At 32.6% G+C, this 23,396-nt stretch carries 29 protein-coding genes and 1 riboswitch; of the genes, 20 read left to right on the top strand and 9 right to left on the bottom strand.

Going from position 1 to position 23,396, the window contains the following annotated elements:
• The first annotated feature begins 116 nt into the window (after positions 1–116).
• Entirely contained in the window at positions 117–317 is a 201-nt protein-coding gene (locus ACFWM3_RS12625) for a hypothetical protein (protein WP_056475456.1), read from the top strand.
• 301 nt (positions 318–618) lie between these two features.
• On the opposite strand, the gene pdxK is transcribed toward ACFWM3_RS12625, so the two are convergent.
• Entirely contained in the window at positions 619–1,434 is an 816-nt protein-coding gene (gene pdxK / locus ACFWM3_RS12620; RefSeq protein WP_390311534.1) for a pyridoxine/pyridoxal/pyridoxamine kinase, read from the bottom strand.
• A 201-nt stretch (positions 1,435–1,635) separates the two neighbouring features.
• Positions 1,636–1,813, top strand: a riboswitch (Lysine riboswitch).
• A gap of 201 nt (positions 1,814–2,014) precedes the next feature.
• Here pdxK and ACFWM3_RS12615 point away from each other — a divergent pair.
• The 3 genes from ACFWM3_RS12615 (at position 2,015) to ACFWM3_RS12605 (ending at position 4,942) form a co-directional block, all read left to right on the top strand.
• Complete coding sequence (locus tag ACFWM3_RS12615) at positions 2,015–3,484, top strand: amino acid permease (protein WP_056475460.1); 1,470 nt, start codon at positions 2,015–2,017, stop codon at positions 3,482–3,484.
• 181 nt (positions 3,485–3,665) lie between these two features.
• Positions 3,666–4,358: an MBL fold metallo-hydrolase gene (locus ACFWM3_RS12610; RefSeq protein ID WP_390311533.1), complete on the top strand. Its 693-nt coding sequence runs from the start codon at positions 3,666–3,668 to the stop codon at positions 4,356–4,358.
• Positions 4,359–4,375: 17 nt separating this feature from the next.
• The gene (locus tag ACFWM3_RS12605) at positions 4,376–4,942 is read left to right on the top strand and encodes a TetR/AcrR family transcriptional regulator (RefSeq protein WP_056475464.1); all 567 of its coding nucleotides are present in this window, start codon (positions 4,376–4,378) and stop codon (positions 4,940–4,942) included.
• A 73-nt stretch (positions 4,943–5,015) separates the two neighbouring features.
• Here the strand turns inward: ACFWM3_RS12605 and ACFWM3_RS12600 are convergent, their stop codons facing one another.
• A complete protein-coding gene (locus ACFWM3_RS12600; protein WP_056475467.1) occupies positions 5,016–5,315 on the bottom strand; it encodes a hypothetical protein in 300 nt (99 codons plus the stop codon).
• Between the two features lie 202 nt (positions 5,316–5,517).
• Between ACFWM3_RS12600 and ACFWM3_RS12595 the strand changes: the two genes are divergently transcribed.
• Positions 5,518–6,504 carry a zinc-dependent alcohol dehydrogenase family protein gene (locus ACFWM3_RS12595; protein WP_390311532.1) on the top strand — a complete coding sequence of 329 codons (987 nt, stop codon included), beginning with the start codon at positions 5,518–5,520 and terminating at the stop codon, positions 6,502–6,504.
• Between the two features lie 94 nt (positions 6,505–6,598).
• Here ACFWM3_RS12595 and ACFWM3_RS12590 read toward each other — a convergent pair whose 3' ends face one another.
• On the bottom strand, positions 6,599–7,051 hold the full coding sequence (locus ACFWM3_RS12590; protein ID WP_390311531.1) for a hypothetical protein: 453 nt from the start codon (positions 7,049–7,051) through the stop codon (positions 6,599–6,601).
• 484 nt (positions 7,052–7,535) lie between these two features.
• Between ACFWM3_RS12590 and ACFWM3_RS12585 the strand changes: the two genes are divergently transcribed.
• From ACFWM3_RS12585 to ACFWM3_RS12565, 5 genes are all read left to right on the top strand, one after another.
• Positions 7,536–8,177: a response regulator transcription factor gene (locus ACFWM3_RS12585; protein WP_390311530.1), complete on the top strand. Its 642-nt coding sequence runs from the start codon at positions 7,536–7,538 to the stop codon at positions 8,175–8,177.
• A 16-nt stretch (positions 8,178–8,193) separates the two neighbouring features.
• Positions 8,194–9,297: a sensor histidine kinase gene (locus tag ACFWM3_RS12580; protein ID WP_390311529.1), complete on the top strand. Its 1,104-nt coding sequence runs from the start codon at positions 8,194–8,196 to the stop codon at positions 9,295–9,297.
• 156 nt (positions 9,298–9,453) lie between these two features.
• Positions 9,454–10,389 (top strand): ABC transporter ATP-binding protein, encoded by a 936-nt coding sequence (locus ACFWM3_RS12575; protein ID WP_129688594.1) that lies wholly within the window; start codon positions 9,454–9,456, stop codon positions 10,387–10,389.
• Positions 10,390–10,425: 36 nt separating this feature from the next.
• Entirely contained in the window at positions 10,426–11,550 is a 1,125-nt protein-coding gene (locus ACFWM3_RS12570; protein ID WP_056475488.1) for an ABC transporter permease, read from the top strand.
• A gap of 1 nt (position 11,551) precedes the next feature.
• Positions 11,552–12,697 (top strand): ABC transporter permease, encoded by a 1,146-nt coding sequence (locus ACFWM3_RS12565; protein ID WP_056475491.1) that lies wholly within the window; start codon positions 11,552–11,554, stop codon positions 12,695–12,697.
• 50 nt (positions 12,698–12,747) lie between these two features.
• Here the strand turns inward: ACFWM3_RS12565 and ACFWM3_RS12560 are convergent, their stop codons facing one another.
• The 3 genes from ACFWM3_RS12560 to ACFWM3_RS12550 all read right to left on the bottom strand — a co-directional run bounded on the left by ACFWM3_RS12560 (position 12,748) and on the right by ACFWM3_RS12550 (position 14,255).
• Positions 12,748–13,128 (bottom strand): VOC family protein, encoded by a 381-nt coding sequence (locus ACFWM3_RS12560; protein ID WP_056475494.1) that lies wholly within the window; start codon positions 13,126–13,128, stop codon positions 12,748–12,750.
• Positions 13,129–13,213: 85 nt separating this feature from the next.
• Positions 13,214–13,894, bottom strand: a complete 681-nt coding sequence (gene bshB2, locus ACFWM3_RS12555; protein ID WP_056475496.1) for a bacillithiol biosynthesis deacetylase BshB2 — start codon at positions 13,892–13,894, stop codon at positions 13,214–13,216.
• Positions 13,895–13,910: 16 nt separating this feature from the next.
• Entirely contained in the window at positions 13,911–14,255 is a 345-nt protein-coding gene (locus ACFWM3_RS12550; RefSeq protein ID WP_056475499.1) for a YojF family protein, read from the bottom strand.
• Positions 14,256–14,681: 426 nt separating this feature from the next.
• Between ACFWM3_RS12550 and ACFWM3_RS12545 the strand changes: the two genes are divergently transcribed.
• Complete coding sequence (locus ACFWM3_RS12545) at positions 14,682–15,071, top strand: FtsB family cell division protein (protein WP_056475502.1); 390 nt, start codon at positions 14,682–14,684, stop codon at positions 15,069–15,071.
• 291 nt (positions 15,072–15,362) lie between these two features.
• Positions 15,363–15,680, top strand: a complete 318-nt coding sequence (locus tag ACFWM3_RS12540) for a hypothetical protein (RefSeq protein ID WP_056475504.1) — start codon at positions 15,363–15,365, stop codon at positions 15,678–15,680.
• A 54-nt stretch (positions 15,681–15,734) separates the two neighbouring features.
• Here ACFWM3_RS12540 and tatC read toward each other — a convergent pair whose 3' ends face one another.
• On the bottom strand, positions 15,735–16,463 hold the full coding sequence (gene tatC, locus ACFWM3_RS12535) for a twin-arginine translocase subunit TatC (RefSeq protein WP_056475508.1): 729 nt from the start codon (positions 16,461–16,463) through the stop codon (positions 15,735–15,737).
• A gap of 333 nt (positions 16,464–16,796) precedes the next feature.
• Here tatC and ACFWM3_RS12530 point away from each other — a divergent pair, with 333 nt between their 5' ends.
• The 3 genes from ACFWM3_RS12530 to ACFWM3_RS12520 all read left to right on the top strand — a co-directional run bounded on the left by ACFWM3_RS12530 (position 16,797) and on the right by ACFWM3_RS12520 (position 18,226).
• Positions 16,797–17,399, top strand: a complete 603-nt coding sequence (locus tag ACFWM3_RS12530) for a metal-dependent hydrolase (protein ID WP_056475511.1) — start codon at positions 16,797–16,799, stop codon at positions 17,397–17,399.
• A 76-nt stretch (positions 17,400–17,475) separates the two neighbouring features.
• Positions 17,476–17,904, top strand: coding sequence for a hypothetical protein (locus tag ACFWM3_RS12525; RefSeq protein WP_335409736.1), 429 nt, complete (start codon positions 17,476–17,478; stop codon positions 17,902–17,904).
• 22 nt (positions 17,905–17,926) lie between these two features.
• Positions 17,927–18,226: a DUF2653 family protein gene (locus ACFWM3_RS12520; protein ID WP_056475516.1), complete on the top strand. Its 300-nt coding sequence runs from the start codon at positions 17,927–17,929 to the stop codon at positions 18,224–18,226.
• 47 nt (positions 18,227–18,273) lie between these two features.
• Here the strand turns inward: ACFWM3_RS12520 and ACFWM3_RS12515 are convergent, their stop codons facing one another.
• The gene (locus ACFWM3_RS12515; RefSeq protein ID WP_056475519.1) at positions 18,274–18,468 is read right to left on the bottom strand and encodes a YqzH family protein; all 195 of its coding nucleotides are present in this window, start codon (positions 18,466–18,468) and stop codon (positions 18,274–18,276) included.
• 162 nt (positions 18,469–18,630) lie between these two features.
• Between ACFWM3_RS12515 and ACFWM3_RS12510 the strand changes: the two genes are divergently transcribed.
• From ACFWM3_RS12510 to ACFWM3_RS12495, 4 genes are all read left to right on the top strand, one after another.
• Positions 18,631–19,893 (top strand): Y-family DNA polymerase, encoded by a 1,263-nt coding sequence (locus tag ACFWM3_RS12510; protein ID WP_056475522.1) that lies wholly within the window; start codon positions 18,631–18,633, stop codon positions 19,891–19,893.
• A gap of 87 nt (positions 19,894–19,980) precedes the next feature.
• Positions 19,981–20,313, top strand: coding sequence for a YolD-like family protein (locus ACFWM3_RS12505; protein ID WP_056475525.1), 333 nt, complete (start codon positions 19,981–19,983; stop codon positions 20,311–20,313).
• A 79-nt stretch (positions 20,314–20,392) separates the two neighbouring features.
• A complete protein-coding gene (locus ACFWM3_RS12500; RefSeq protein WP_056475529.1) occupies positions 20,393–20,617 on the top strand; it encodes a DUF1659 domain-containing protein in 225 nt (74 codons plus the stop codon).
• Between the two features lie 17 nt (positions 20,618–20,634).
• Positions 20,635–20,850 (top strand): DUF2922 domain-containing protein, encoded by a 216-nt coding sequence (locus tag ACFWM3_RS12495; protein WP_056475532.1) that lies wholly within the window; start codon positions 20,635–20,637, stop codon positions 20,848–20,850.
• Positions 20,851–20,941: 91 nt separating this feature from the next.
• Here ACFWM3_RS12495 and ACFWM3_RS12490 read toward each other — a convergent pair.
• A protein-coding gene (locus ACFWM3_RS12490; protein WP_390311528.1) for an IS3 family transposase occupies positions 20,942–22,293 on the bottom strand; the annotation gives its coding sequence in 2 pieces (ribosomal slippage) (positions 20,942–21,846 and positions 21,846–22,293; 1,353 coding nt in all).
• A gap of 199 nt (positions 22,294–22,492) precedes the next feature.
• Here ACFWM3_RS12490 and ACFWM3_RS12485 point away from each other — a divergent pair.
• Positions 22,493–23,332: a Cof-type HAD-IIB family hydrolase gene (locus ACFWM3_RS12485; protein WP_056475533.1), complete on the top strand. Its 840-nt coding sequence runs from the start codon at positions 22,493–22,495 to the stop codon at positions 23,330–23,332.
• Positions 23,333–23,396: the final 64 nt, after the last annotated feature.

Below are 23,396 nucleotides of genomic sequence, written 5' to 3'. Positions count from 1 at the left end.
AGGTATAAGTATATAGGAAGTAGAGTAGAAATTAATAGAAAAAATTAAACGTTTATGATCTAGTTATTTGCGAATTATTTGAGCTGGTATTAACTATAAGGGAGGTGGGAATTCAGATGGGACAAAACAAACATGCATTACATCTTCACAAGCGTTTGCATACAAAACATAATGAACGAGTTGCTGAGTTTCATAAACAGCACGCGATTCAGATTGAAAATGGTGAAAATGGAAATGGCTTATTAGCTAAATGGGAAAGATATATTTATTTCAAAGGAAGAACTGTAATTAAGGCAATTAAGGGAATCGCTAAGTGAAAATTATGAAGATAGGGGATTGGGAAACCTTTCCCTTTTTCTTATTTTCAAAATAAAAAAGAGGTTATCCTAATAGGATTAAATGAGCTGCAGATGGACTGCAAATAAAACCTGAAAATCGCAATTAAAATTGGCAAAACTGAATAAAAACTTGATAAAAATCTGCTAATTTTCTATAAAAAAGATCAATCATATCAGCTGAGATCCCCACTAGCGTCTGTACATTCCCTTTTTTACAATAAAAAAAGGGCGCCTCATTCATCAGTTAATCTGACTTATGAGACAGCCCCATTATTTGTAATCAGCCTTCACCATGTAATCGATAAGCCATGTGGTTTGTTGGACCAACGTATTGATTAATTGGGAATGAGTGACGAATTGCTTCCGTAATGAATTTCTTTGCAGTGTAGATTGCTTCCCTTGGTTCTGCTCCTTTAGCAAGCTCTGCACAAATCGCTGCAGAGTAAGTACAGCCTGCACCGTGAGTATATGTAGTTTCAATTCTGTCAGATTCTAAGTGCTCTATTTTTTCACCGTCGAATAATACATCTATTGCATTTTCATGCTGAATTTTGCTTCCACCTTTAACTAAAACAAATTTAGCACCTAATTCATGGATTTTGCGTGCTGCTTCTTCCATTTGTTCAACAGTGCAGATTGGAGGCATTTTAGCTAATTGAGCTGCCTCAAATAAATTTGGCGTTACAACTGTTGAAAGTGGTACTAAAATTTCTCTTAATGCATCATTCGTCTCTGGATGAAGAGCTTCGTCATTTCCTTTACAAATCATAACTGGATCTACAACTACTCGATCAATATTATGTTTTTTGATTGTTTTTCCAGCTAACTCAATTATTTCAATTGAACCAAGCATACCTGTTTTCATTGCTTGAATACCAACGCCAACAACGATTGTTTCTAATTGTGCTGCAATTGTATTTATATCAATTGGAAATACTTGATGATGCCAATGATTATGAGGATCCATCGCTACTAATGTTGTAATTGCACTCATGCCATAAACATTACGTTCCTGAAACGTCTTAATATCAGCTTGTAATCCAGCTCCACCACTACTATCAGATCCCGCAAGTGTCAATGCTTTATAAATTGTCATGTGAAAAATTCCTCCTTTGAATTACATAGAATTATTATACAAAAACATATGTGCTACGTACAAGACAAGAGTATTCTGAAGCGAAAATCAAGGGATACATCTCTTAAGTTGAGTCTTTTTTTGTCGAAAAATCTATTGACAAACTAGATTAATAGATTGTATATTGAGTTTATAAAAATTAATTTAATATGATCTTTATCTCGTCTGGATAGAGGCGCAGTTTTGATTAGTCGTTACTTTGAGGTTTATGGTACCTGTGAAAAGTAATAAAAGGTGAAACTGCCGAAGTAATAAATTTACCATTTAAATTTATTATTGGGCCTATTGCTGAATAAGCATAGGACTGTCACAAGATTTCTTGTGGAGGGCTATTGAAGAGATGTTGATGCTGTTTGACACATATAATTTGAGTCTTAAACACGTGAACATTGCTTCACGTGTTTTTTTGTATTTTACCAGATTTTCCATTCTTTACATATTGACGAAAATACTGAGTAAAATACACATCATACAACACTTTTATACCGTCCCATATTCTCGCGTAAAGATAAGATTGCAAGAATCAAGAGGAGGCAATAAGATGGGACTAACAAACCCTAAAAATGATAAAGTAGTATCGAATACTCACGATGGTTCTTTAAAAAGGGGCCTTAAAGCAAGACATTTAACGATGATTTCAATTGGTGGTTCAATTGGGACAGGTTTGTTTTTAGCTAGTGGAACTTCAATTAGTCAAGCTGGTCCTGGTGGAGCTGTTTTAGCTTACGGACTAATTGGTATTATGGTTTATTTCTTAATGACTAGTTTAGGTGAAATGGCGACGTATTTGCCAGTTTCTGGTTCATTTAGTACTTATGGATCTCGCTATGTTGATCCAGCATTTGGTTTTGCTATGGGTTGGAATTATTGGTATAACTGGGCAATCACTTTAGCTTTTGAATTATTAGCTTCAGCAATGCTGATGAAATATTGGTTCCCTCATTCTCCAGCAGTATTATGGAGTGGAATCTTTTTAGTGATTATATTAGGTTTAAATTTACTTTCAGTTAAAGGTTATGGTGAATCAGAGTTTTGGTTTTCATTAATTAAAGTTGTGACTGTAGTTGTCTTTTTAGTTGTTGGTATTGCAATGATTTTTGGCATTTTAAGTGGACATCATGCAGGTTTTAAAAACTTTACTGTTGGAGATGCTCCGTTTCATAATGGATTTTTAGGTGTATTATCAATCTTTATTGTTGCAGGTTTCTCATTCCAAGGTACAGAGTTAATTGGTGTTGCAGCAGGTGAGACAGAAAATCCAGAAAAAAATGTTCCAAAAGCAATTCGTCAAATTTTCTGGCGTATCCTTTTATTTTATGTTTTAGCTATTATCGTAATTGGTTTATTAATTCCATATACAGATCCTGATTTAATGAGAGGCGACGTGGCTGTTAGTCCATTTACTCTAGTGTTTGAAAAATTAGGTGTTGCATTTGCGGCTTCTGTTATGAATGCAGTTATTTTAACTTCAGTTTTATCTGCAGGTAATAGTGGAACTTATGCTTCGACTCGTATGTTATATACTCTAGCAGTCGAAGGAAAAGCTCCTAAATTCTTAACAAAAGTAAATAAAAATGGTGTTCCTACAAATGCTTTATATGTAACACTTGCAGTTGGTTCACTTGCTTGTTTATCTTCATTTTTCGGTGAAGGTCAAGTGTATACTTGGTTATTAAATTTATCAGGATTATCAGGTTTCCTTGCTTGGTTAGGTATTGCGATTTCTCATTACCGTTTCCGTAAGGCTTATGTTGCTCAAGGAAAGGATTTGAAAGATTTACCTTATCGTGCAAAATGGTTCCCACTAGGTCCAATCTTAGCATTTTTAGCTTGTTTATTTATTGTACTAGCTCAAAACTGGCAAGCTTTCACTGGTAATGCAATTGATTGGCAAGGTGTACTTGTTTCATACATTGGAATTCCTGTATTTTTAATTGTTTGGCTAGGTTATAAATTTAAACACAAAACGAAAGTTGTTTCTTATAAAGAGATGGATTTATCTAGAAAATAATTTTAGTCTGAAAATCAGGTTTATAGATTTTATCTAAATGTAGCCCTTTCATCTTGGATGGAAGGGTTTTTTAGTTATTTTAACGATTTTCACATAAATTTGGAATTTTTGTTCACAAAAACTAATACCTTTAGTATTATAAAACTAAAGGTATTAGTTTTTATTATTAGGAGGGTATAATATGAAGATTACGAAAAAAAATTATCTTTATGAGTTGAGCTTTTTACCCAATTTCTTTCCTGTAAATTGTTTTTTAGTTGAAGAAGAAAACGAGCTTACATTAATTGATACAGCACTATCTTTTAGTGCGACTAAAATTATTGAAACAGCTAATCATATAGGTAAAAAAATTACAAATATCGTTTTAACACATGCTCATGGCGACCACGTAGGATCGCTTGATCAATTAAAATCACTGCTTCCTGATGCAGTCGTCTCCATTTCAAAACGAGATTCAAAATTATTAAAAGGAGACACTAGTTTAGAAGCTAGTGAGCCAAATACTCCTATAAAAGGTGGCGTTCCTAAAAATATCCAAACTATTCCGGATCGGTTATTACAGGAAGGAGACACTATTGGGTCTTTAATTGCAGTTGAGGTTCCCGGTCATACACCTGGTTCAATGGCATTTTTAGATCAACGTACAAATGCCATTATTGCTGGTGATGCTTTTTCATTAAGAGGTGGTTTTGCGATCTCTGGTCAATTAAGAATTTTATTTCCTTTTCCATCTATCGCAACATGGAATAAAGATGCTGCGCTAAATAGTGCTAAGAAAATTAGTGAATTAAAACCTACATTATTAGCAGTCGGTCATGGTACGATGTTAAGCAATCCACAAGAAGCAATTGATCGTGCCTTTAAAAAGCAGTAAGTGGAGGAGTATACGCAATGTCACCAAGAATTGGATTGAATTTTAATGAATTACTGAGAACTTCAATTAAAATTGTTGATACAGAAGGGTGGGAGGCTTTAACGATTAGTTATCTTGCAAAGAAGCTAACGATTCAACCACCATCGATTTATAATCATATTAAAAATTTGGATGAACTAAAAAATAGTGTTGCATTACATGGGATTACACAGCTTTATGAAAAACTTCGTGAATCAGTTGAAGGTAAGAATAATGAAAAGGCAATTTTTGCATTAGCTTTTGCTTATCTTGATTATGCTAGAACTCATCCAGGTTTATATAAAGCTACCTTATCTCCGTCTCAAACACCAGGAGATGAGTATAGGTTAACTGGGAATAAGATATTGAACTTAATCTATGAAGTATTGAAGCCGTATAATTTAACTGATATTGAACTTATTCATGCGGTAAGGGGTTTAAGAAGTTTGCTACATGGTTTTGTTTCGCTTGAAAAAAGTGATGGATTTGGTATAAATATTCCAATTGATGAAAGTGTACTTTTTGTATTGAAAAATTATGTAAGAAATTTGAAGCCAGATCTGTAATGATAATTAAAAGGATAGGAAGGTCTAATACCCTCCTATCCTATTTATAGAGAAAATACGTTAATATTTATAATTATGCGTTTACGCCGTCTTTGAAGTTTTTATTCCAGTTTTTATCTCCCACATGCTCAAGATCTTCAGTAGTACGTTCTAATACGTCTATTAGTAACGTCTTCATATGGTGAATATTGTTATAAAATACTTTTTCTTCTTCTAAATCTGGTTTTGCATGATGAGCTGCCTTGATTGCTGTTTCTTCGCGAAATCTTTTAACTTTTAAGTCTAACTCATCAAAGACGTGTTTTACATACTTTACAATATTTCTATGGTTTAACGTATTTCTCTCATTTAATTCCTCTAATTTGTTTACCATAGTCATTTTCCTCCATGAATTAAGATTAAAAGATTAATATTGATTATACTGAATCAACGTGAAAAAACAATATAAATTATAAATTTTTAACCATTATAATCAAAACCTTAAGATTCAATTTGAGGTCAAAAGTGTATTTTTTTCGATCTGATATATGCTACAATGACTTAAAAATATTTTCTATTTTGCATAGGAGGCTATTATGAAAGCAATTGTGATTCATCAATATGGAGATAGTTCTGAGTTTAAAAATGTTGAAATTTCAATACCGAAGCCATCTGGTCATCAAGTTTTAGTTAAGGTTTCTGCGACTAGTATTAATCCGATTGATACAAAGATTAGAAAAGGGATTGTACCAAATGCGTTCCATCCTAATTTTCCGATGATTTTACATAGTGATTTTTCTGGTGAAGTTGTTGAAGTTGGTGAAAATGTTTCACGTTTTTCAGTTGGAGATTTTGTTTTCGGTTTAAATGTCTTTACTGGTGCTCTTTCAGATTATTTTTTAATAGAAGAATCAGTAATTGCTAAAGCTCCAACGAATTTACCAGTTCAAGAAGCAGCAACTTTACCATTAACAGCTATTACTGCATGGGAGGCACTTTTTGAAAGAGGTAATTTAAAACAAGGTGATCATATTTTAATTCATGGCGGGGCAGGTGGTGTTGGTCATCTAGCTATCCAGTTGGCGAAAGCATTTGGAGCTACTGTCACGACAACAGTTTCATCGAAAGAAAAGGCTGATTTAGTTAAAAATCTAGGTGCAGACCATGTCATTAATTACAAGGAAGAGACCGTCCAAGAATATGTTAACCGCCTAACGGATGGACAAGGCTTTGATCTTGTTTTTGATACTGTTGGCAAAGAAAACCTAGATAAATCATTTATTGCAGTTAAACCAAAAGGTACTGTTTTAGCAATCGCAGCACGTTCGACGCATGATTTAACACTTTTACATAATAAATCTTTATCTTTACATGTAATTTTTATTCTGCTTACTCAAAAAACTGAGGAAGGGCGTAAAGAACATAGTGCGATTTTAAATAAAATTGCTACTTTAGTTGAAGAAGGAAAGCTAAAACCGTTGATTAATCCAAAATCTTTTACATTTGATCAAGTGAAGGACGCTCATGATTACTTCGAAAATAATGAAGTACAATTTGGTAAAGTATTAATTGAAAATAAGTAAACTTTTTAAATCCCTTTTGCATATGCATGGGGATTTTTTTAAAAATAATTTTTGAATGATTGCAGGTCTTAGTAATGTGACTAAGTATTTAGCATTAATTGAAGTTGAAGATATTAAGATGCTTAAAAAGACTAGTAAACTTACTATTTTTTTCATAATCAAACTCCCTACTTTCATAATTTGTTTGGATATATGGGTTTGCATCAATCTGTTTAAAATAATAAGTCTTTTCATTTCTCATAATCTTGAATCCACTATTTTTATAAGTGATTTCTACTTTATTAAAAATCGAACTTTGTATAATATATTGGGATTCTGTTTTTCTTAAATAGGTTCCTTTATCTAATTTTCCATTACCTTGTAAATCTTCGTAATAATAATAAAATGTATAATCATTTTCTGGATCAAAGACGATTGATTCAAAAGGCAGTTCTTTGCATAAAAATGTACCTCTCAATAAAAATGTCTTATTTGGGGATTTGCAACCACTAGTTAAAAATACCAATATAAATATAATGAGTATTTTTTTAGTATTAAATTTTTTCATGTACTTATTTTTCTCCTGTAAAAAGACTTGTAATGTTTACTATTTACTAACTTAATAAGGGGAAAAGTTTACCTTTTCATTTTGCCGGCGTTAATTAATGTGTTAACTTATTTGTAATTTTTTGAAAATGTTAGAAGTATATACAAATAAGTTAAAGGGTAACTATTTTTTAGTAAAATTTAACAGAGCGCTCAATTAAATTTTACTAAATATTTCGAGAAATTTTACTTCAACAATTGAATAAATTGTGAAATTTATCACAAATGTAGAGTTCATGTGTTTTTCTTTACCTTTTTATTAATTAATTCGGAAGGGTGATCGTTTTAAAGCAATAAACTTATGTAATGAATGGATTTATTTTCTGAAATCAATGAGCTAATCTTTCTCTTCTCATGGTAATTAGTTAATAGTGGTATATAATGGAAATATAATTCGTGGAATAAAGGATGTGAAAACGAGGTAGAAATTTTCTCCCTCTATTCAAATGAAAATAAAATTAATTATTGCTGATGATAATTCATTTATTAGAGAAGGTCTTAAAATCATATTGAGCTCTTATGATGAGTTTGAAGTATTAGAAACCGTAAATGATGGGAATGAAGCGTTCAAATATTGTCAAAATAATGAAGTAGATGTTGCGCTTTTAGATGTTCGAATGCCAAATATGAATGGTGTAGAAGCTACTAAGCATATTTCCGAGCAAACTAAAACGAAGCCACTTATTTTAACGACTTTTGATGATGATGAGTACATTATCGATGCTGTGAAAAATGGCGCAAAGGGCTATTTATTAAAAAATAATGAACCAGAACGAATTCGAGAAGCGATTAAAAGTGTTTATCATGGAAATACAGTCATGCAAGATTTAGTACTAGATAAAATTAGAACGAATTTAGCAAGTAATGTGAGTACAACAGATACGAAAATAGATACGAATTTGTTTACCCAAAGAGAGTTAGATGTAATGGCACTAATTGCAAAAGGGTTTTCGAATAAGGAAATTTCTAAGCAAATTTTTATTTCTGAAGGAACAGTTGCTAATTATATTACTTCAATTCTTGGAAAAACAGGACTAGAACATCGAACACAAATTGCTATTTTCTATATTACTGGGAAAGTAGACTAACGCGAAGGAGTTACATATGGAGCGTTGGATTATTTTAAATAAACTCTCTATTATCTTATATATAGCTTTAATTTGTATTCAAAATGAAATTCCTAATTTCTCTTGGGTACTTTTTGCATTACTTGTTTATTTTTGTTTGAATATTAGTCTTTATTTAATAAAAAATAGATCGTTGATAAATCTTTTACTAATTTTATCAATTTGTTTAATTGTCTATTCCAATTTAAAGATTCAGCCATTATTTCTTTTACTACTGCCAGTGTCTATCTTAGAGCTCGTTTCTTTTTTTACTTCGAAAAAATGGATTGGTTGTTTTCTTGCACTACTTCCAATTTTCTACTTACCAAATTCTTTACAGCCTATTTATGGATTAATTTCATTATTTAGTTTTATCGTCTTTTCGATTGTTAATTTATATAACACCAGATTACAGTTTAAAGAAAATCAAATTGACAAGATGAGGAGTACAATTCAAAAGCTTTCAAATAAGATAAATAACCATAATGAGTTTATCGAGCAATCGGAATATACCTTTAAATTGGAGGAACGAAATCGTATTTCTCAAGAAATACATGATAAAATTGGGCATTCAATGACTGGTGCGCTATATCAAATGGAAGCAGCTAAACATTTAATGAGTACTAATCAGGATAAAGCATTAGAATTGCTTCAAAATGCGATTAATATTTCAAAGGATGGAATTGAAAACATAAGACTCACTTTAAAAAATATGAAGCCTCCAACTGAACAAATGGGAATTCATCATATGAAATTATTCATAGATGAATTTTCTGCTAAGCATGATTTAAAAACATTGTTTGTCTATAAAGGAAATCTCGACCTTATTACACCAATTCAATGGAAAGTAATTCAAGAAAATGTAGTTGAGGCTTTAACAAATACGATGAAATATGCAGATGCTACAGAGGTTTCGATTGAAATACATGTCATGAATAAAATGATAAAAACAAATGTAAAAGACAATGGTAAAGGGAAAGTGAAAATTAAAAAGGGTTTAGGCATCATTGGGATGGAAGAGAGAACAGCGGCTATAAACGGGAAAATAATAGTTGATGGTCATGATGGTTTTTCAGTTACAACTTTGCTTCCAATCCAATAATTTCATCATGTGATATGAATTTCTATTAAGTCCATGATGATTTTGCCTAAATAAAAACATGAATATTCTCATGTAAAAAGGGTGAACTAATACACTGATATTAGTTCACCCTTTTGCTTATAATAGCATCATACACAAAGCTTAAGAGGTGAGAGGATGAAAGTTTTAGAGATAAAAAATTTAACTAAAAAGTTTGGGGATTTTATAGCAGTCGATAATATGTCTTTATCAATTGAAGAAGGAGAAATTTTTGGATTTCTTGGAGCAAATGGAGCAGGAAAAAGTACGACAATTAATATTATTTCAGGGCTACTTCGAAGTAATCAAGGTACTGTAGAAATCCTAGGTAAAAACAGTAAGAAGAATAGTAAGTTCGCAAAAATGAATATTGGAATGGTACCTCAGGACTTAGCTATTTATGAAGATTTAACTGCCTATGAAAATGTTAGATTTTTCGCTGGACTTTATGGTTTAAGAGGTTCGGAATTAAATGAAAGAGTAGAAGAAGCGCTACAATTTGTAGGGTTAGAAGATAAATTTAAGGAATATCCAAAAAATTTCTCTGGTGGAATGAAGAGAAGATTAAATATTGCGTGTGCAATTGCACACCGACCTAAGCTTATTATTATGGATGAACCAACTGTTGGGATTGATCCACATTCCCGAAATTATATTCTTAATAGTGTACGTAAGCTTAACGAAATGGGCTGTACAATCATTTATACGAGCCATTACATGGAAGAAGTTGAAGAAATATGCTCACGTATTTCAATTATTGACCATGGGAAAATCATCGCTGAAGGAACGAAAGAACAGCTTAAATCGATTATTACGAATACAAAGGATATACGAATTGAAGTTAAAACGACTGAAAACATTGATGTTACTGAGCTAAAAGCGATTAATGGCGTAGAGAATGTTCATATTTTAGATAATGTTATTACGATTACTTCAGATAATGGTGTGAATAATCTAAATAAAATCATTCAGCATTTTATAAATAATGAAATTGAAATCAGTTCATTACAGGAAAATGCTCCTAACTTAGAAACTGTTTTCCTTACATTAACCGGTCGAAATTTGCGTGATTAACTTCATGAAAAATTATTTAACAAGGAGGCAATTGACTTGAACATTTTTAATATTGCTTTCATGGAAATTAAGCGCGACTTTCGAGATGTAAGGACCTTATTTTTTATGTTAGCTTTTCCAATCATTTTAATGCTTGTTTTAGGTACTTCACTTTCAAATGCTTTTACAACATCCGTCCCGATTAAGGATGTGCATGTTTTATATAAAGATCAATCGACAACTGGTGAGTTTTCGAAGTATTTTAACGAATTAATTAAAGGTACGAAAAAGTCTGGGATTCATTTTAAAAAAGCTGCGAGTAATACAAATGGTGAGAAAGAAGTTAAACGAAATCATTATGATGGCTATATTTCTATTCAAGATAACGGAATTAAGCTTTATATAAATGAAGGAAACAGTGTTGAAGGTAGCGTTATTCAAGGAATGTTAACTTCTTTTGTAGATAAATATAATGTTGGAGTTGAAGTTGCAAAAATTGACCCAACTCAAGTTAAAGAAGTCTTTTTAGGTAATTCACATGACGATTATATTAAGGATACTTCCATTGCATCAAATAAACAGCCAGGTTCAATGGATTATTACGCGATTGCAATGACGACTATGATTGCTCTTTATGCAGCAATGTCTGCAAGTAAGTTGATTACTGGAGAAAGAATGAGAAAAACAGCTGATCGATTAATCGTTTCTCCTATTTCTAAATTTGAGATTTTTATAGGAAAAATACTTGGAAGTTTGGTTGCTAATTTTCTGTGCATTATTGTAGTTGTCTATTTCAGTAAATTCTTTTTTAAAGCTAACTGGGGTAGCCATCTATTATTAGTCTTTATTGTTTTACTAACGGAAGTTCTTCTATCAATTAGTTTAGGATTGGTTGTAAGCTATATCACGAAATCAAATGCATCATCTAGAGCAATCATCATGATTGTTGTGCAGTTATCTTCATTCTTTGGTGGAGCTTACTTTAAATTGGGCGATACTAGCGGGTTTTTAAAAATCATTACACATTTTTCCCCACTTACATGGGTTAATACTGCAATTACAAAAATTATTTATGCAAACGACTTGTCAGCTGCGATTCCTGCGCTTGTCTTTAATATAGGTTTTTCATTGTTATTCCTATTTCTTGCATCTATTTCTCTACAAAGAAGGGAGGGACTGTAAGATGCAGACAGTTTTTTGGCTAATTTCGAATACTTTAAGAGCTACTTTTAAAAATAAGAAAAATGTTATTATGTATATTTTAGTACCTCTAATTGGTATTTTTATTTCCTTTCTAGCTTATGGTGGTTCAAATAAAACGATTGTTCACGTTGGAGTTGTCAATGAGGATCATCAATATATTGCAAATGATACGATTATGTTTTTAGAACACTTAGATAACGTTCGTATTGAAATAATAAACACTTCTGATGCCAATGATAAGCTTGCTTCAGGATCACTTGATTGTGTTATTTCGTTCCATGATGGTTTTACAGATAGTGTACGTTCTGGTAATCCAGATCATATTCAAATATCTTCTATAAAAGGTGCTCAAATTACGAGCTTTGTAAAATCTTATTTATACAATTATATCGATAATGTTTCGGCAATTAGTAAAGTGGCAAAAACAGACCAAACTAAATTTAATCAAATGTATTCCAACTACCAAAATGCAAGCTTCAAGGTAGCAACAAAAACATTATCAGATTCATCTCAGTCTGAAAATATGACGACATATAGTTTAGGCTTTTTGATTATGATTATGTTAATGTCTGCAGGGAATCTTTCTGAAATTATTTTAAAGGAAAAAGAAAATCGAATTTACTACAGACTTTTGTCAGCACCTATTAATGCTAGAAAATATATTTTCTCAAATGTTGTAGTCAATATGATTGTAATGACTATTCAAGTAATTATTACGCTTCTCTTTATGACTAAAGTGTTTCATATTGATATTCATATTCCGTTTTGGGAAGCGGCAATTGTTATGATGCTTTTTGCTTTGATCTCAGTAGGAATCTCATTAATGATTGTGGCGTTCTCAAATAGTTCAAAATCATCTGGAGCATTGCAGAACTTAATCGTTGTTCCAACTGTCATGATCTCCGGTTGTTTCTGGCCAATTGAGATTATGCCATCATCAGTACAAAGAATTGCAGATTTTCTCCCTCAAAGATGGACGTTAGAGACTTTGGCAAAATTGCAACAAGGAAGTAGTTTAGGAAGCTTATATTTAAATATTTTAATCCTTCTAGTTTTTGCGGCAGCATTTTTCTTAATTGCTATTTATAAGTTTAGTCGTAATAGTTCTACTAGAAATTTTGTGTAAGTATAAAAAAATCCATCTCTTTTTAGAGATGGATTTTTTTAGCTATTTTATTAGTCCATTGAACTGCAAATTTCAATAAAATGTCCGTCTGGATCTGCTACATATGCTACTGTTTGACCCCATGGCTTTGTAATTGGTTCTTTGATGATATTTACACCTTTTGTTCGTAAATCTTCTATTGTAGAATTCACATCATCAGTTACAAATCCGATTTCAAAGGTTTGAGAGGTTGCCTCAGTATATTTATAATTTAATCCAGTAAGCTCTTGAACATTGCTACGTTCAATCATAGCAAGTACGGTATTGCCTGTATCTAATTCTACATACGTACCATGATTTCCACGAATAGGAAGGCCTAAAGACTCAGTATAGAAAGTAAGAGATTTTTCTAGACTTGAAACATATAAAATTAAATACCTCATTTTCAACATTTCACTAACCTCCAGAATAGTTTAATCTCTTGTTCTTTCTACATAAATAAGGTTTTTACCTTCTTATATTGGTTTTGGCAAGTTCTTATTCAAACTGATAAGTATAGAACGATTCCTTCGCAAAAAATGATTTTAATCGATCATCGGGTATATCCTCAAATTTTTCGATTTTTACAACGTCTTTTAGCATCGCTTCTGTTTGAGAACGGTGTGCTTTCATTGTTCTTAGTTTCTGGGTTGCTACATCCATTACATCATTCACGATATCTGGTTTCCCTAATACTTCAAAACGTTCTTTTGTAATTGCAATACACCATACTGTTGGACGATCTTCTTCATCCATTCGTCGAACTGCTTCAACAGCAGCTCTTGCAGTTGCATCATGGTCGGGGTGGACACCATGTTCTGGATAAAAAGTAATTAATAATGTTGGCTGAATCTCGTCGATAATTTCCTTTATTGGATTAATTACATCCTCAGGGTTTTCGAATTCAATTGTTTTATCATGGAATCCGAGCATTCTTAAATCTTGGATTCCCATTTCTCTACAAGCGTCGATTAATTCGTTTTTACGTATTGTAGGAAGTGATTCTCTTGTTGCGAAAAATGGATTTCCCATATTTCGTCCCATTTCTCCTAAAGTTAAACAAGCGTATGTAACCGGAATCCCTTTATTTGTAAACTTAGAAATCGTTCCAGCAGCCCCAAAAGCTTCATCATCAGGGTGAGGGAACACAAGTAATACTTTTTCTTGTTTTTGACTCATTTTTAGTGCTCCTCTCTTAAAATGGCGTATAGCTTAAATGTATTGCGATTGCAAGCTTTCCATCCTCATTATGACCTGCTAGTAGGAGGCGACCTTGGTCATCAACTTCAAAATCAGTTAATCCTTCTGCAACAACCCAGCCTTCCTCAAGCTTTAGTCCGACACGGTATGGGTATTTGCCTGTGATCGTAGCACGGCTAATGATTACTTTCGTATTTCTGATAAAGGCATTTACTGTCATTACTTTTTCATTAAAGTGATTAGCATATGCACCATTTGTAGTTTCTAAATGTAAATAGACTGTTTGATTTATATAATTTTGAAGTGCATCTTGGGCAGCACCAATTTCTAATTTTTGCATTTTCTCGTACCTCCTTTAAAAAGTATTATAATCCAACTTTCCCTAAATTGGTAATTTGTTGGCTTGTGATTTTGAACATAAAAAGATCCCTATCTAATTGGGTGATAGGGATTGGGGGGATGTGTATAACATGATTACTAAAATTTAACTGTTTAAATATTCAGTTAATTTATACTTAATATACATGATGGGAAAATATTCGTCAACCACTTTTGTTAAAAAAAATTAAAATATTCAAAAAATAAGAAAATGAGGTAATTAATGGTATCTTTTATTGATAAGATACATGACGAGAACTCGACAAAAAAGACGAGTTTTTGTGTAAAATAGTCAAATTTTTACTTGTTTTACCTTTTTTTTCTTTTCTAAAAAGATATTACTTGTTAAACTAGAGTAGAATAATATTTTTAAAGGGAGGTTTTTAACGTGAAGGCAGAAGCACGAAAGTTATATAATCCACAAAGAGAAGAATTAAACAAGCCTTCTCGTAATCAATTTCCGCAAACTCAAAAAAGAAAAACAATAAGAATCCATCGAATCATTTTGACAATATTATTTTTGTCTTTCATTGTCGTGTCTGGAATATATATGTTTAGTCAAAACAAGATCGCTTCGGCAAAGCAACATGAACTTTCAACATTACATGTCGAACAAAAAAAAGTGGCTAAAACTGAAAAAGATTTAAACAGACAGATTAGACTATTAAATGATCCGGATTTCATAGCAAACTATGCGCGTGATCAATACATGTTCTCTAAAAAAGGAGAAACAATCATCATCGTGCCGAAATCAAAAGATGAGATCAGCTCAAACTAACAATTAATTAAACTAAAAGATTCTCATATATGTGGGAATCTTTTTTCTATTTTTATTATAGAACTAACGTTCGTTTGGTGCAAGTTTAAAGTCGAACGTACAAACTCAAATAGGAAGAAGGGAATAGAATTTTTTAGTCTCTTTTACATTTTTCTCTTATAAACATACTCAATTTCTTATCCTTTTGTTGTCTATTTAGTTCTAATTACCCACGATTTCTACAAAATTTTTACTATTCTGAAAAATACATCTTTGTTATAATTTAAATAAGCTTAAATAAGGAGGATTAACATGAAAAAGTTCATTTACGTTTTTGCTATTTTAATTGTACAAGTAATTTTGACGTTCCTTGTTAGTGTTCTCTCGGATTCATCGGCTAGTAATATTGCTATTATGGTAGGATTCGTTACGACGGTCTTCCTTTATTGGAAAACAGCTAAAAAAGTAAGTTATACTCCATTGCAGCGGTATCAATGGTTGCGTGCTGCTGGATTAGAATTTAATGATTTACATAAAGATTTTCAAAGAAAAATTGCTATTAAAGCATCGTTAATTTATAGTTTTTCAGGTTTGGTTGTTACTTTGTATACATCACATATTTTATTATGAGGAATAGTCAAGAAAAAATGGACAAGCATGCTAATTGCTGTCCATTTTTGTTTTTTATTCTGATTCATGTTGTAGTCGTTTAATACGTCTTCTATATGCAAGTGATGAAACAAGAATACTTAATTCGTATATAACTAACAATGGTAAGCTTGTCATCATATCAGATACAAAATCAGGCGGTGAAATTGCTGTTCCGATAATAATAAGGATAAAATATGCAAATCGTCGAGTTTTTCTTAAAAATGCCGGTGATACGATTCCGATACTTGTTAAAAATAGTATAATGACTGGTAAATCAAAGAAAAACGCAAAAGGAACAACTAAGTTAAATAAGAAGCTAAAATAGCGTTCAGCTGTGAATGTAACTGTTACTAAGTCTTCTCCAATATCCTGTAAAAATTTTAAAACGTTTGGAAAGATGAAATAATAGCCAAATGCTAATCCACAAACGAACAATAAGAATAAAGCTGGTATGTAAAGCATTGTGCTTTTTCGTTCTTTTACATGCAAGGCCGGCTTTACAAACGCCCATATTTGGTAAGCTATGACAGGGATACTACACGCGATCGCGAACACCCCACCAATCATTAGATAAATCCAAAGGACATCACTTGGACCAAGCGCTAGAAGCTTTCCATGCAAATCTTGAACAAGGAAATTGAATATAGCTTTCGTATAATATAATCCAATCCCTAAAAAAATAACGAATGCAACAATAACTTTTATTATTCGATTTCGAAGTTCATCTAAATGGTCAATGACACTCATTTCTTTTTCTTGCATAATTTCCCCCAAAGCAAACTGTGAAAGTATTTTATTACACTTTAAAAAGTAAACTGGCTAGCGACGTCGATTACTTGATGTAGTAGCCAATTCTAGGAATAAAGTGTAAGTGCAACTACGTCTTTAGTCTTCGCCCAAAAGGCTTACAAACCGACTAGTTTTCTATAACACCTAAGCTTCCTATATTTTGTCAGAAAAAAGAACAATCGTCAATGAATATAAAGACATTAATTATTCTTAAATTACCATCATTTGCTAATATATTCATATGAAAACTAACCTTATCCGACTATAATAAAAGTATGAGTATGTAAGATAAGGAAGGTAAATATTTTGGATGGAAAAAGTCATGTAATTGTAGGATTATTTGCAACTGGTGTCACAATGTATGCAACAAAAAATGATTCTATGACCGTCCCACTTATAGTTGGTGCAATCAGTAGTTTAGCTCCTGATTTAGATCATCATAATAGTTCATTAACAAAAAAAGTTTCAATGCCGCTAAAAGTTCTTTTCAGCTTATTATTTTTAGCAGCTACATTATTTATTGTTGTGAAAACAGGGAAATTAATTTATTCTGGTTCATGGATTTATGCAGTAGGTATTCTCACATTATTTATTGTTTGTGTTAGCTGGTTACGGAATATAAAAACAATATTAATGTTAACAGGCATATTAATTGCAGTTATTGGTTGGTTTTTCTTTCATGGTTATTGGTCAATCTTTGCGCTTGGAGTATTTGTTGCTGTTTCTTCGAGATTAAAGCATCGTGGACCAACTCATTCCCTTTACTTTTTAGCTTTTTGGTGTGGAATTTGTTATTTGCTGCAAAAAGACTTAATGATAAATGGATTATGGTTAGCTGGTACAGTCGGTTATTTTTCGCACCTATTAGCGGATCAGTTGTTTACAAAACAAAGTATTAAGTGGTTATAGGCCTCTTAAATTATCACATTTTTTTATTAAAATAATCCATACTAAGAAAGATGTGATGATGAAAGAAGGGTCAATATTGAAAAAAATAAATTCTCTAATATCAATGTGGATTTTGTTTTTTATGCTTGCTTTGTCAATCCCGGTTGATGCAAGTAGTAATACATATAACCATCAACGTATTAAGGTGAATACTAATTCCTTTGTTTCTAGCAAACAACCATCAACGCATCTTGCCATTAGGAGATCGTATCGTTCTAATAGAAGTTATCGACCAACAGCACCTAGGTCGAGTTATCGATCTTATAGAAGTCCTGGAAGGAATTTTTTAGGGTATGCAGGTGCATTTGGGTTAGGTTCTCTTTTTGGCTCGATGCTAAACCCGTTTGGTGGCTACTATGGTGGTCAGCACTTTGGTTTTTCATTTTTTGGATTACTATTAGATTTTTTAGTGATAGTAGTGATTATTTGGTTTATTAAGAAAATCTTTCGTAGAAACCGATATTAATTTTTTCCCTTCGAGGTGACTTGTGAAAATCTATTTTGATGAACAAGATGTTGCCAATGCAATTTGTGTATATGTGGCTGATTTAGAAGGAATACGCCCAGAAAGTGTGCAAATTGAGTTTCAATTTGATGAAGATGTTGGGGTAAGTTGTCAAGTTTCGGCCAATCATCTGAACGTATTGTATGGTGAGCAACAAATATCAGACGCAATTGGTTTTTACTTAGAAGAGATTCATCGTTTTTCATCCTATGCAATGGAAATCATTATTGGTTTTGATGAAGAAGTTGGAATTACGAGTGAAATATCATTTATCTATTCATAAAAACCCGAGAGAGAACTGGACGTTCTTTCTCGGGTTTTTTCGATTGCTTAGGCATAATTCGTTACGTATTCGTAAACAATATCTTGTACTAATTCATATAATTCACGATCATCATTTAATTGTTCGGTAACGATTTGATCGTACAGTTTATCTAGCATATCAGCTGTAATCCACTGTTCGTGTTCTCCTCTATATTGCATTAACGCTCGTTTAATCATCTGCTTTACAAACTGTCCATCCACTTTTAGTTTCCTCCCTTAAGCTAACTTTAGTATAGCTAAAATTTTGTATTGTTCCTAATGAAAAAAATTTATTGAAATCGAACGTATATTCGTTTAATATATGTTTATAATAAAAATAAGAACATTAGTTCTTATATTTTTTGGAAAATCGGAGTGATATGTATGAGCATTTGTTATGAAGAGTTACCACATCATCGGATATTATGCATCGATATGAAGAGCTTTTATGCAAGTTGTTCTGCGGTCATGCTCGAATTAGATCCATTAGAATGTTATTTAGCAGTTGTTGGAGATGTAGAGAGAGAAGGAAGTATAGTCCTTGCAGCTTCCCCACGATTAAAAAAGGAATTTGGGATTAAAACGGGATCAAGGGTTTTTGAAATACCGAAAGATCCGCGAATTAAAATTGTAAATCCTTCAATGTCAAAATATCTAGAAATCTCAACAAACATAGTAAAGTTATTAAATGAATTTGTACCCTTAGAGGATTTACATGTATACAGTGTTGATGAATGTTTTTTAAAGGTGGATGGAGTGAAGAGATTATGGGGTGATGCTTGGGAGATTGCCGAAAAAATTCGCACTGAAATTATGGCACGATTTCAATTACCTTGTTCGATTGGGATTGGACCGAACATGCTTTTGTCGAAGCTGTGCTTAGATTTAGAAGGAAAAAAAGATGGGATAGCGGAGTGGACTTATGAAGATGTAGAAAAAAAACTATGGCAGGTGAGTCCTCTTAGTGAAATGTGGGGAATCGGTAAAAGAACCGAACGAACTTTAAATGCAATGGGTATTTTTACAGTAGGACAGTTAGCGAAATATCCTCTTCATTTGCTGGAGAAAAAATTCGGGGTGATGGGAAATCAACTATATCATCATGCGTGGGGAGTAGATCTGTCTGAGCTAGGTGCGCCAATAATGAATGGACAGATTAGTTTTGGTAAAAGCCAAATATTAATGAGAGATTATACGAAAGTCGAAGAAATTAAGTTTGTTATTCGTGAAATGTGTGAAGAGGTTGCACGCCGAACTCGTAATGCTAAGAAGGCAGGACGTACGATTACATTAGGAATTGGATATAGTCGTGAAGAATTCGGTGGAGGATTTTCCCATGCTTTTACAATGGATGAACCTACAAATATTACTTCAGATTTGTATGAAATCTGTACAAAATTATTTGATCGATATTATGAAGGGAAGACAGTTCGGCAAATTCTCATTTCTCTTTCGAATATTGTAAGTGACGAAATCATGCAGTTAAATTTGTTTGACCAGAAAAAACCTCAAAAGCGTAATTTAGGATATGTGATGGACGCAGTCCGAAAAAAATACGGATCATCTTCGCTCCTCTGGGCTGTTTCTTATGCAGAAGGAGGAACAGCACTTGCCCGAAGCAAGCTGGTAGGTGGACATAAAGGGTAAAAGATTTCCTTTCGTCCTTTTCTCCCTGCAGGTGAAAGCCACTAGTTCTACCTAAGATAAAATGAGAAAAAAAGGAGAAGAATGCCGATGATTCGTGACCGTGGCACGATTAAATGGACGTCAATGATGTTACCAGAACATGTAAAAATGCTTCGTGATTGGAAAGTATCACAAAATTATGAACAACAAAAAGATGTAGATGAACAACTATTAGAGGAAATGAACCGTCATCTTCAACAGGCAATTCATGAAGATGAAAGTGTACAAATTACTTATTATAAAGATCACTATCACCATAATGTAAAAGGAAAAATAGGGAAAATTAATTTACACCAAAATAGGCTATCCATTTATGAAGAACAAGCTGGATATATGGAGCTGTTATTAAGTGATATTGTGGACGTGAAAATTGGATCTTGAAAATCAAAAAAAAATAATGAACCGTTAACGAAAACTCCCTCTTTTTTAAGTACATATACATCGAAAGGGGGAGTTGAAAATGGCGCAAATTGCTACTCAACAACTAACATTGTATGTAAATTTACATGCAGGAAAAGACGCACAAGGAAAAATCATGATCAAGAGGAAGGCATATAAAAATGTCCGAGTTGATGTTGATTTAGTGAAGCTAAGTGAAATTGGTAATGCTTTAGCATCATTGCAAGATCTACCGTTAGTAGAACTAGAAGTATTAAGCAATGGACTACTTTTAAACAGTCTATAAAAAAGGAGGAGAGCGACATGATTCAAACATTAGAACTTAAATTTTTAAATGAAAACGAAAAGGTCGTTACGCTAACAGTAGACAATCCAACCATTCCAGTTAATCCAACATTAATCAATCAAGTAATGGATAAAATTGTAGCAAACAACGTATTCACTTCTACAAGTGGAATTGTCGTAGCAAAACAAGGCGCACGCTTGGTTGGTAAGGAGATTATTGAGATAGAGTTATAGGCTTTATTATGGTTAGAAAATGAGTTTTGTAGGCAGTCCAAAGACCTTCTGAAATTGTAGTGACCCCATAAAGTTAGACTGGTTACTTCAATTAGGCAGCTTGTTGGGCATGAACTCGGTATTTTACTGGGCTCATGCCTTTTAATTTTGCCTTAATTCGTTTGTTATTGTAGTAATCTATATATTTAGCTAGTTCTTGCTTAAAGTGTTCAACACTGTTAAATTCTTTTAGATAAAGTAGTTCAGATTTCATGATACTAAAGAAACTTTCTATTACTGCGTTATCGTAACAGTTTCCTTTTCGTGACATACTCTGCGTGATGCCACGTTTAATTAGGGTAGTACGATATTTTTTCATTTGATAGTGCCAGCCTTGGTCTGAATGAATTAGTAGTATATCGGAATCTGTTAAACGTTCAAAAGACTGTTCTAACATAGTTGATACAAGTGAATAAGTTGGACGTGAACCAATTGTATAAGCAATTATTTCACCGTTATATAAGTCCAACATAGGTGAAAAATATAGCTTCTCTCCAAATAATTTAAATTCAGTAATATCTGTAACCCATTTCTCATTTGGTTTATCTGCTTGGAAATTTCTATCTAAAATATTAGGGGCAACCTTACCCACTTCACCTTTGTAAGAGCGATATTTCTTTACCTTTACAAGTGATTTTATCCCTAGTACTTTCATGAGTCGTTGAACTTTTTTATGATTTATTTTATAACCACGATTAGTAAGCTCGTCTCGAATTTTACGATAGCCATAACGACCTTCATGTTCCTCGTAAATTTCTTTTATCATTACTTTTATCTCTGTATCTGGATCAGGACGGTCTAGATTTTTCATCCAATAATAGTACGTACTACGCGGAATACTGGCAAGCAGTAGAAGTTCTTTTAACGAAAACTCATGCCTTAATTCACAGACAACTTTTACTTTGTCATGTTTCGTGATTTTTCCTTGTTTTGAACTAAGGCATTCAACTTTTTTAGATACGCATTTTCCATGCGTAAACGTTCTATTTCAGCTTGAAGTTCTTCAACTGATCCCTTAAGTGGAGTTGTTTTCTTTGTTTCTTTTTTCATGGCAGATCGCCCCTTTTTCTTTGATTCTAGGGCGTCTAGTCCTTGTGATTCAAATAGAGTCCTCCATTTTCGAATCGTTCTAGGGGAAGGAATATTGAAAATTGCAGCTGCTTCATTCGGTGACGTCCCATGGTCATTCATATACTTTAATACGTCTAGTTTAAACTGTACCGAATAACTTGTATATGACTTTTTCAGCAAGCCATCAATCCCATTTTGCTTATATTGAGCTACCCAGTTTATTACTTCAGTATGGGACGTTCCAAATAACATACCAATGGAGTGAAAACTTTCTTTGCCTTCTAAATATCGTTTAACTACCGCTAATTTATGTTCAGTAGTAAATTTTGTCATAAAAAATGCACCTCCAAATGTTAGATGTGTCTAACATTTGGGGTGCACTTCAAATGCAGAAGGTCTTTTTTTGCGTTATAATAATAGAGAATGAAAACATAAAATAGAAATAGATAAATTGTAATAAGAATAATTTAGTAGAATTGGTGAATAGTTAGCATTCAGATTATAAGAGAATAGTAGAAAAGGAGAGAACGACATGGCATTAATTGCAATTGATATGGATGGTACACTGGTAAATGGTAAGAATGGAATACCTATGGAAAATGTTGAAAGCATCCGGGCAGCACAAAAGGAAGGAATCCATGTTGTCATTTCTACAGGTAGAATGTATGAAAGTGCAAAGGAAGTATTAGATGAAGCTGGTCTAACTTGTCCGATTGTCTGTTTAAATGGCTCCCAAATATATGACTATGAGGCAAAAATTTTGCACAACGATTCAATGGATAAAGAAATTTTTGCGAAAGCCTTAAGCATATGTGAAGCAGAAAATAAAACATTTATTATTAGTACTAGTGAAGGATCATTTACAAAGTGTCGAGATACACTATATGATGAATTTTTTACTGATAAGCAAACTGGCAAGACACACAAAGTGACAGCTACTTTAAGAAAGGTTCGAACTTACTCTTCTATTGAAGATTTTAAGGATCTTGATGTATATAAAATATTATTTCTTTCCAAGAATGAAGAGGTTATTAGTCGCATTCGTCTAAAACTAATGCAAGAAGAGGGACTATTAATTACTTCGTCAGGCTCAAATAACGTTGAAATTAATGCAGCAAATGTAAGTAAAGGAGCGGCATTATTAAAGCTTGCACCAATCCTTGGAGTAGATTTAAATGAGAGCATGGCAATTGGCGATAGTTTTAATGATGTCTCTATGTTTAATCGAGTAGGTTTTCCAGTAGCTATGGGAAATGCGAAAGAAGAACTAAAAAGCTACTGTACATTTGTTACAAAAACAAATGAAGAAGCAGGCGTAGCCCATGCAATCTATCATTTTTTAGATCAAAAACAAAAATTGAAACAAAGTTAATTAAATTCAATTTGTAGACCGGCAAGAGAGAGTTTAAAAGTCAAAGTACTTTTGAGACTCTCTT

The organism is Gottfriedia sp. NPDC058432, assembly GCF_042721555.1.
Classification (GTDB): domain Bacteria; phylum Bacillota; class Bacilli; order Bacillales; family Bacillaceae_G; genus Gottfriedia.
Note: the sequence above shows the minus strand (reverse complement) of the source record. Positions and strands in the feature narration are given on the sequence as shown.

What these genes read in the sequence shown, in the direction of transcription:
- ACFWM3_RS12510 (WP_056475522.1), top strand. Translation starts at nt 18,631, where the DNA reads ATGAGCATTTGTTATGAAGAGTTACCACATCATCGGATATTATGCATC.
- ACFWM3_RS12575 (WP_129688594.1), top strand. Translation starts at nt 9,454, where the DNA reads ATGAAAGTTTTAGAGATAAAAAATTTAACTAAAAAGTTTGGGGATTTT.
- ACFWM3_RS12615 (WP_056475460.1), top strand. Translation starts at nt 2,015, where the DNA reads ATGGGACTAACAAACCCTAAAAATGATAAAGTAGTATCGAATACTCAC.
- tatC (WP_056475508.1), bottom strand. Translation starts at nt 16,463, where the DNA reads ATGCAAGAAAAAGAAATGAGTGTCATTGACCATTTAGATGAACTTCGA.
- ACFWM3_RS12540 (WP_056475504.1), top strand. Translation starts at nt 15,363, where the DNA reads ATGAAAAAGTTCATTTACGTTTTTGCTATTTTAATTGTACAAGTAATT.
- ACFWM3_RS12495 (WP_056475532.1), top strand. Translation starts at nt 20,635, where the DNA reads ATGATTCAAACATTAGAACTTAAATTTTTAAATGAAAACGAAAAGGTC.
- bshB2 (WP_056475496.1), bottom strand. Translation starts at nt 13,894, where the DNA reads ATGAGTCAAAAACAAGAAAAAGTATTACTTGTGTTCCCTCACCCTGAT.
- ACFWM3_RS12500 (WP_056475529.1), top strand. Translation starts at nt 20,393, where the DNA reads ATGGCGCAAATTGCTACTCAACAACTAACATTGTATGTAAATTTACAT.
- ACFWM3_RS12565 (WP_056475491.1), top strand. Translation starts at nt 11,552, where the DNA reads ATGCAGACAGTTTTTTGGCTAATTTCGAATACTTTAAGAGCTACTTTT.
- ACFWM3_RS12585 (WP_390311530.1), top strand. Translation starts at nt 7,536, where the DNA reads ATGAAAATAAAATTAATTATTGCTGATGATAATTCATTTATTAGAGAA.
- ACFWM3_RS12605 (WP_056475464.1), top strand. Translation starts at nt 4,376, where the DNA reads ATGTCACCAAGAATTGGATTGAATTTTAATGAATTACTGAGAACTTCA.
- ACFWM3_RS12485 (WP_056475533.1), top strand. Translation starts at nt 22,493, where the DNA reads ATGGCATTAATTGCAATTGATATGGATGGTACACTGGTAAATGGTAAG.
- pdxK (WP_390311534.1), bottom strand. Translation starts at nt 1,434, where the DNA reads ATGACAATTTATAAAGCATTGACACTTGCGGGATCTGATAGTAGTGGT.
- ACFWM3_RS12625 (WP_056475456.1), top strand. Translation starts at nt 117, where the DNA reads ATGGGACAAAACAAACATGCATTACATCTTCACAAGCGTTTGCATACA.
- ACFWM3_RS12595 (WP_390311532.1), top strand. Translation starts at nt 5,518, where the DNA reads ATGAAAGCAATTGTGATTCATCAATATGGAGATAGTTCTGAGTTTAAA.
- ACFWM3_RS12600 (WP_056475467.1), bottom strand. Translation starts at nt 5,315, where the DNA reads ATGGTAAACAAATTAGAGGAATTAAATGAGAGAAATACGTTAAACCAT.
- ACFWM3_RS12590 (WP_390311531.1), bottom strand. Translation starts at nt 7,051, where the DNA reads ATGAAAAAATTTAATACTAAAAAAATACTCATTATATTTATATTGGTA.
- ACFWM3_RS12505 (WP_056475525.1), top strand. Translation starts at nt 19,981, where the DNA reads ATGATTCGTGACCGTGGCACGATTAAATGGACGTCAATGATGTTACCA.
- ACFWM3_RS12580 (WP_390311529.1), top strand. Translation starts at nt 8,194, where the DNA reads ATGGAGCGTTGGATTATTTTAAATAAACTCTCTATTATCTTATATATA.
- ACFWM3_RS12610 (WP_390311533.1), top strand. Translation starts at nt 3,666, where the DNA reads ATGAAGATTACGAAAAAAAATTATCTTTATGAGTTGAGCTTTTTACCC.
- ACFWM3_RS12550 (WP_056475499.1), bottom strand. Translation starts at nt 14,255, where the DNA reads ATGCAAAAATTAGAAATTGGTGCTGCCCAAGATGCACTTCAAAATTAT.
- ACFWM3_RS12560 (WP_056475494.1), bottom strand. Translation starts at nt 13,128, where the DNA reads ATGTTGAAAATGAGGTATTTAATTTTATATGTTTCAAGTCTAGAAAAA.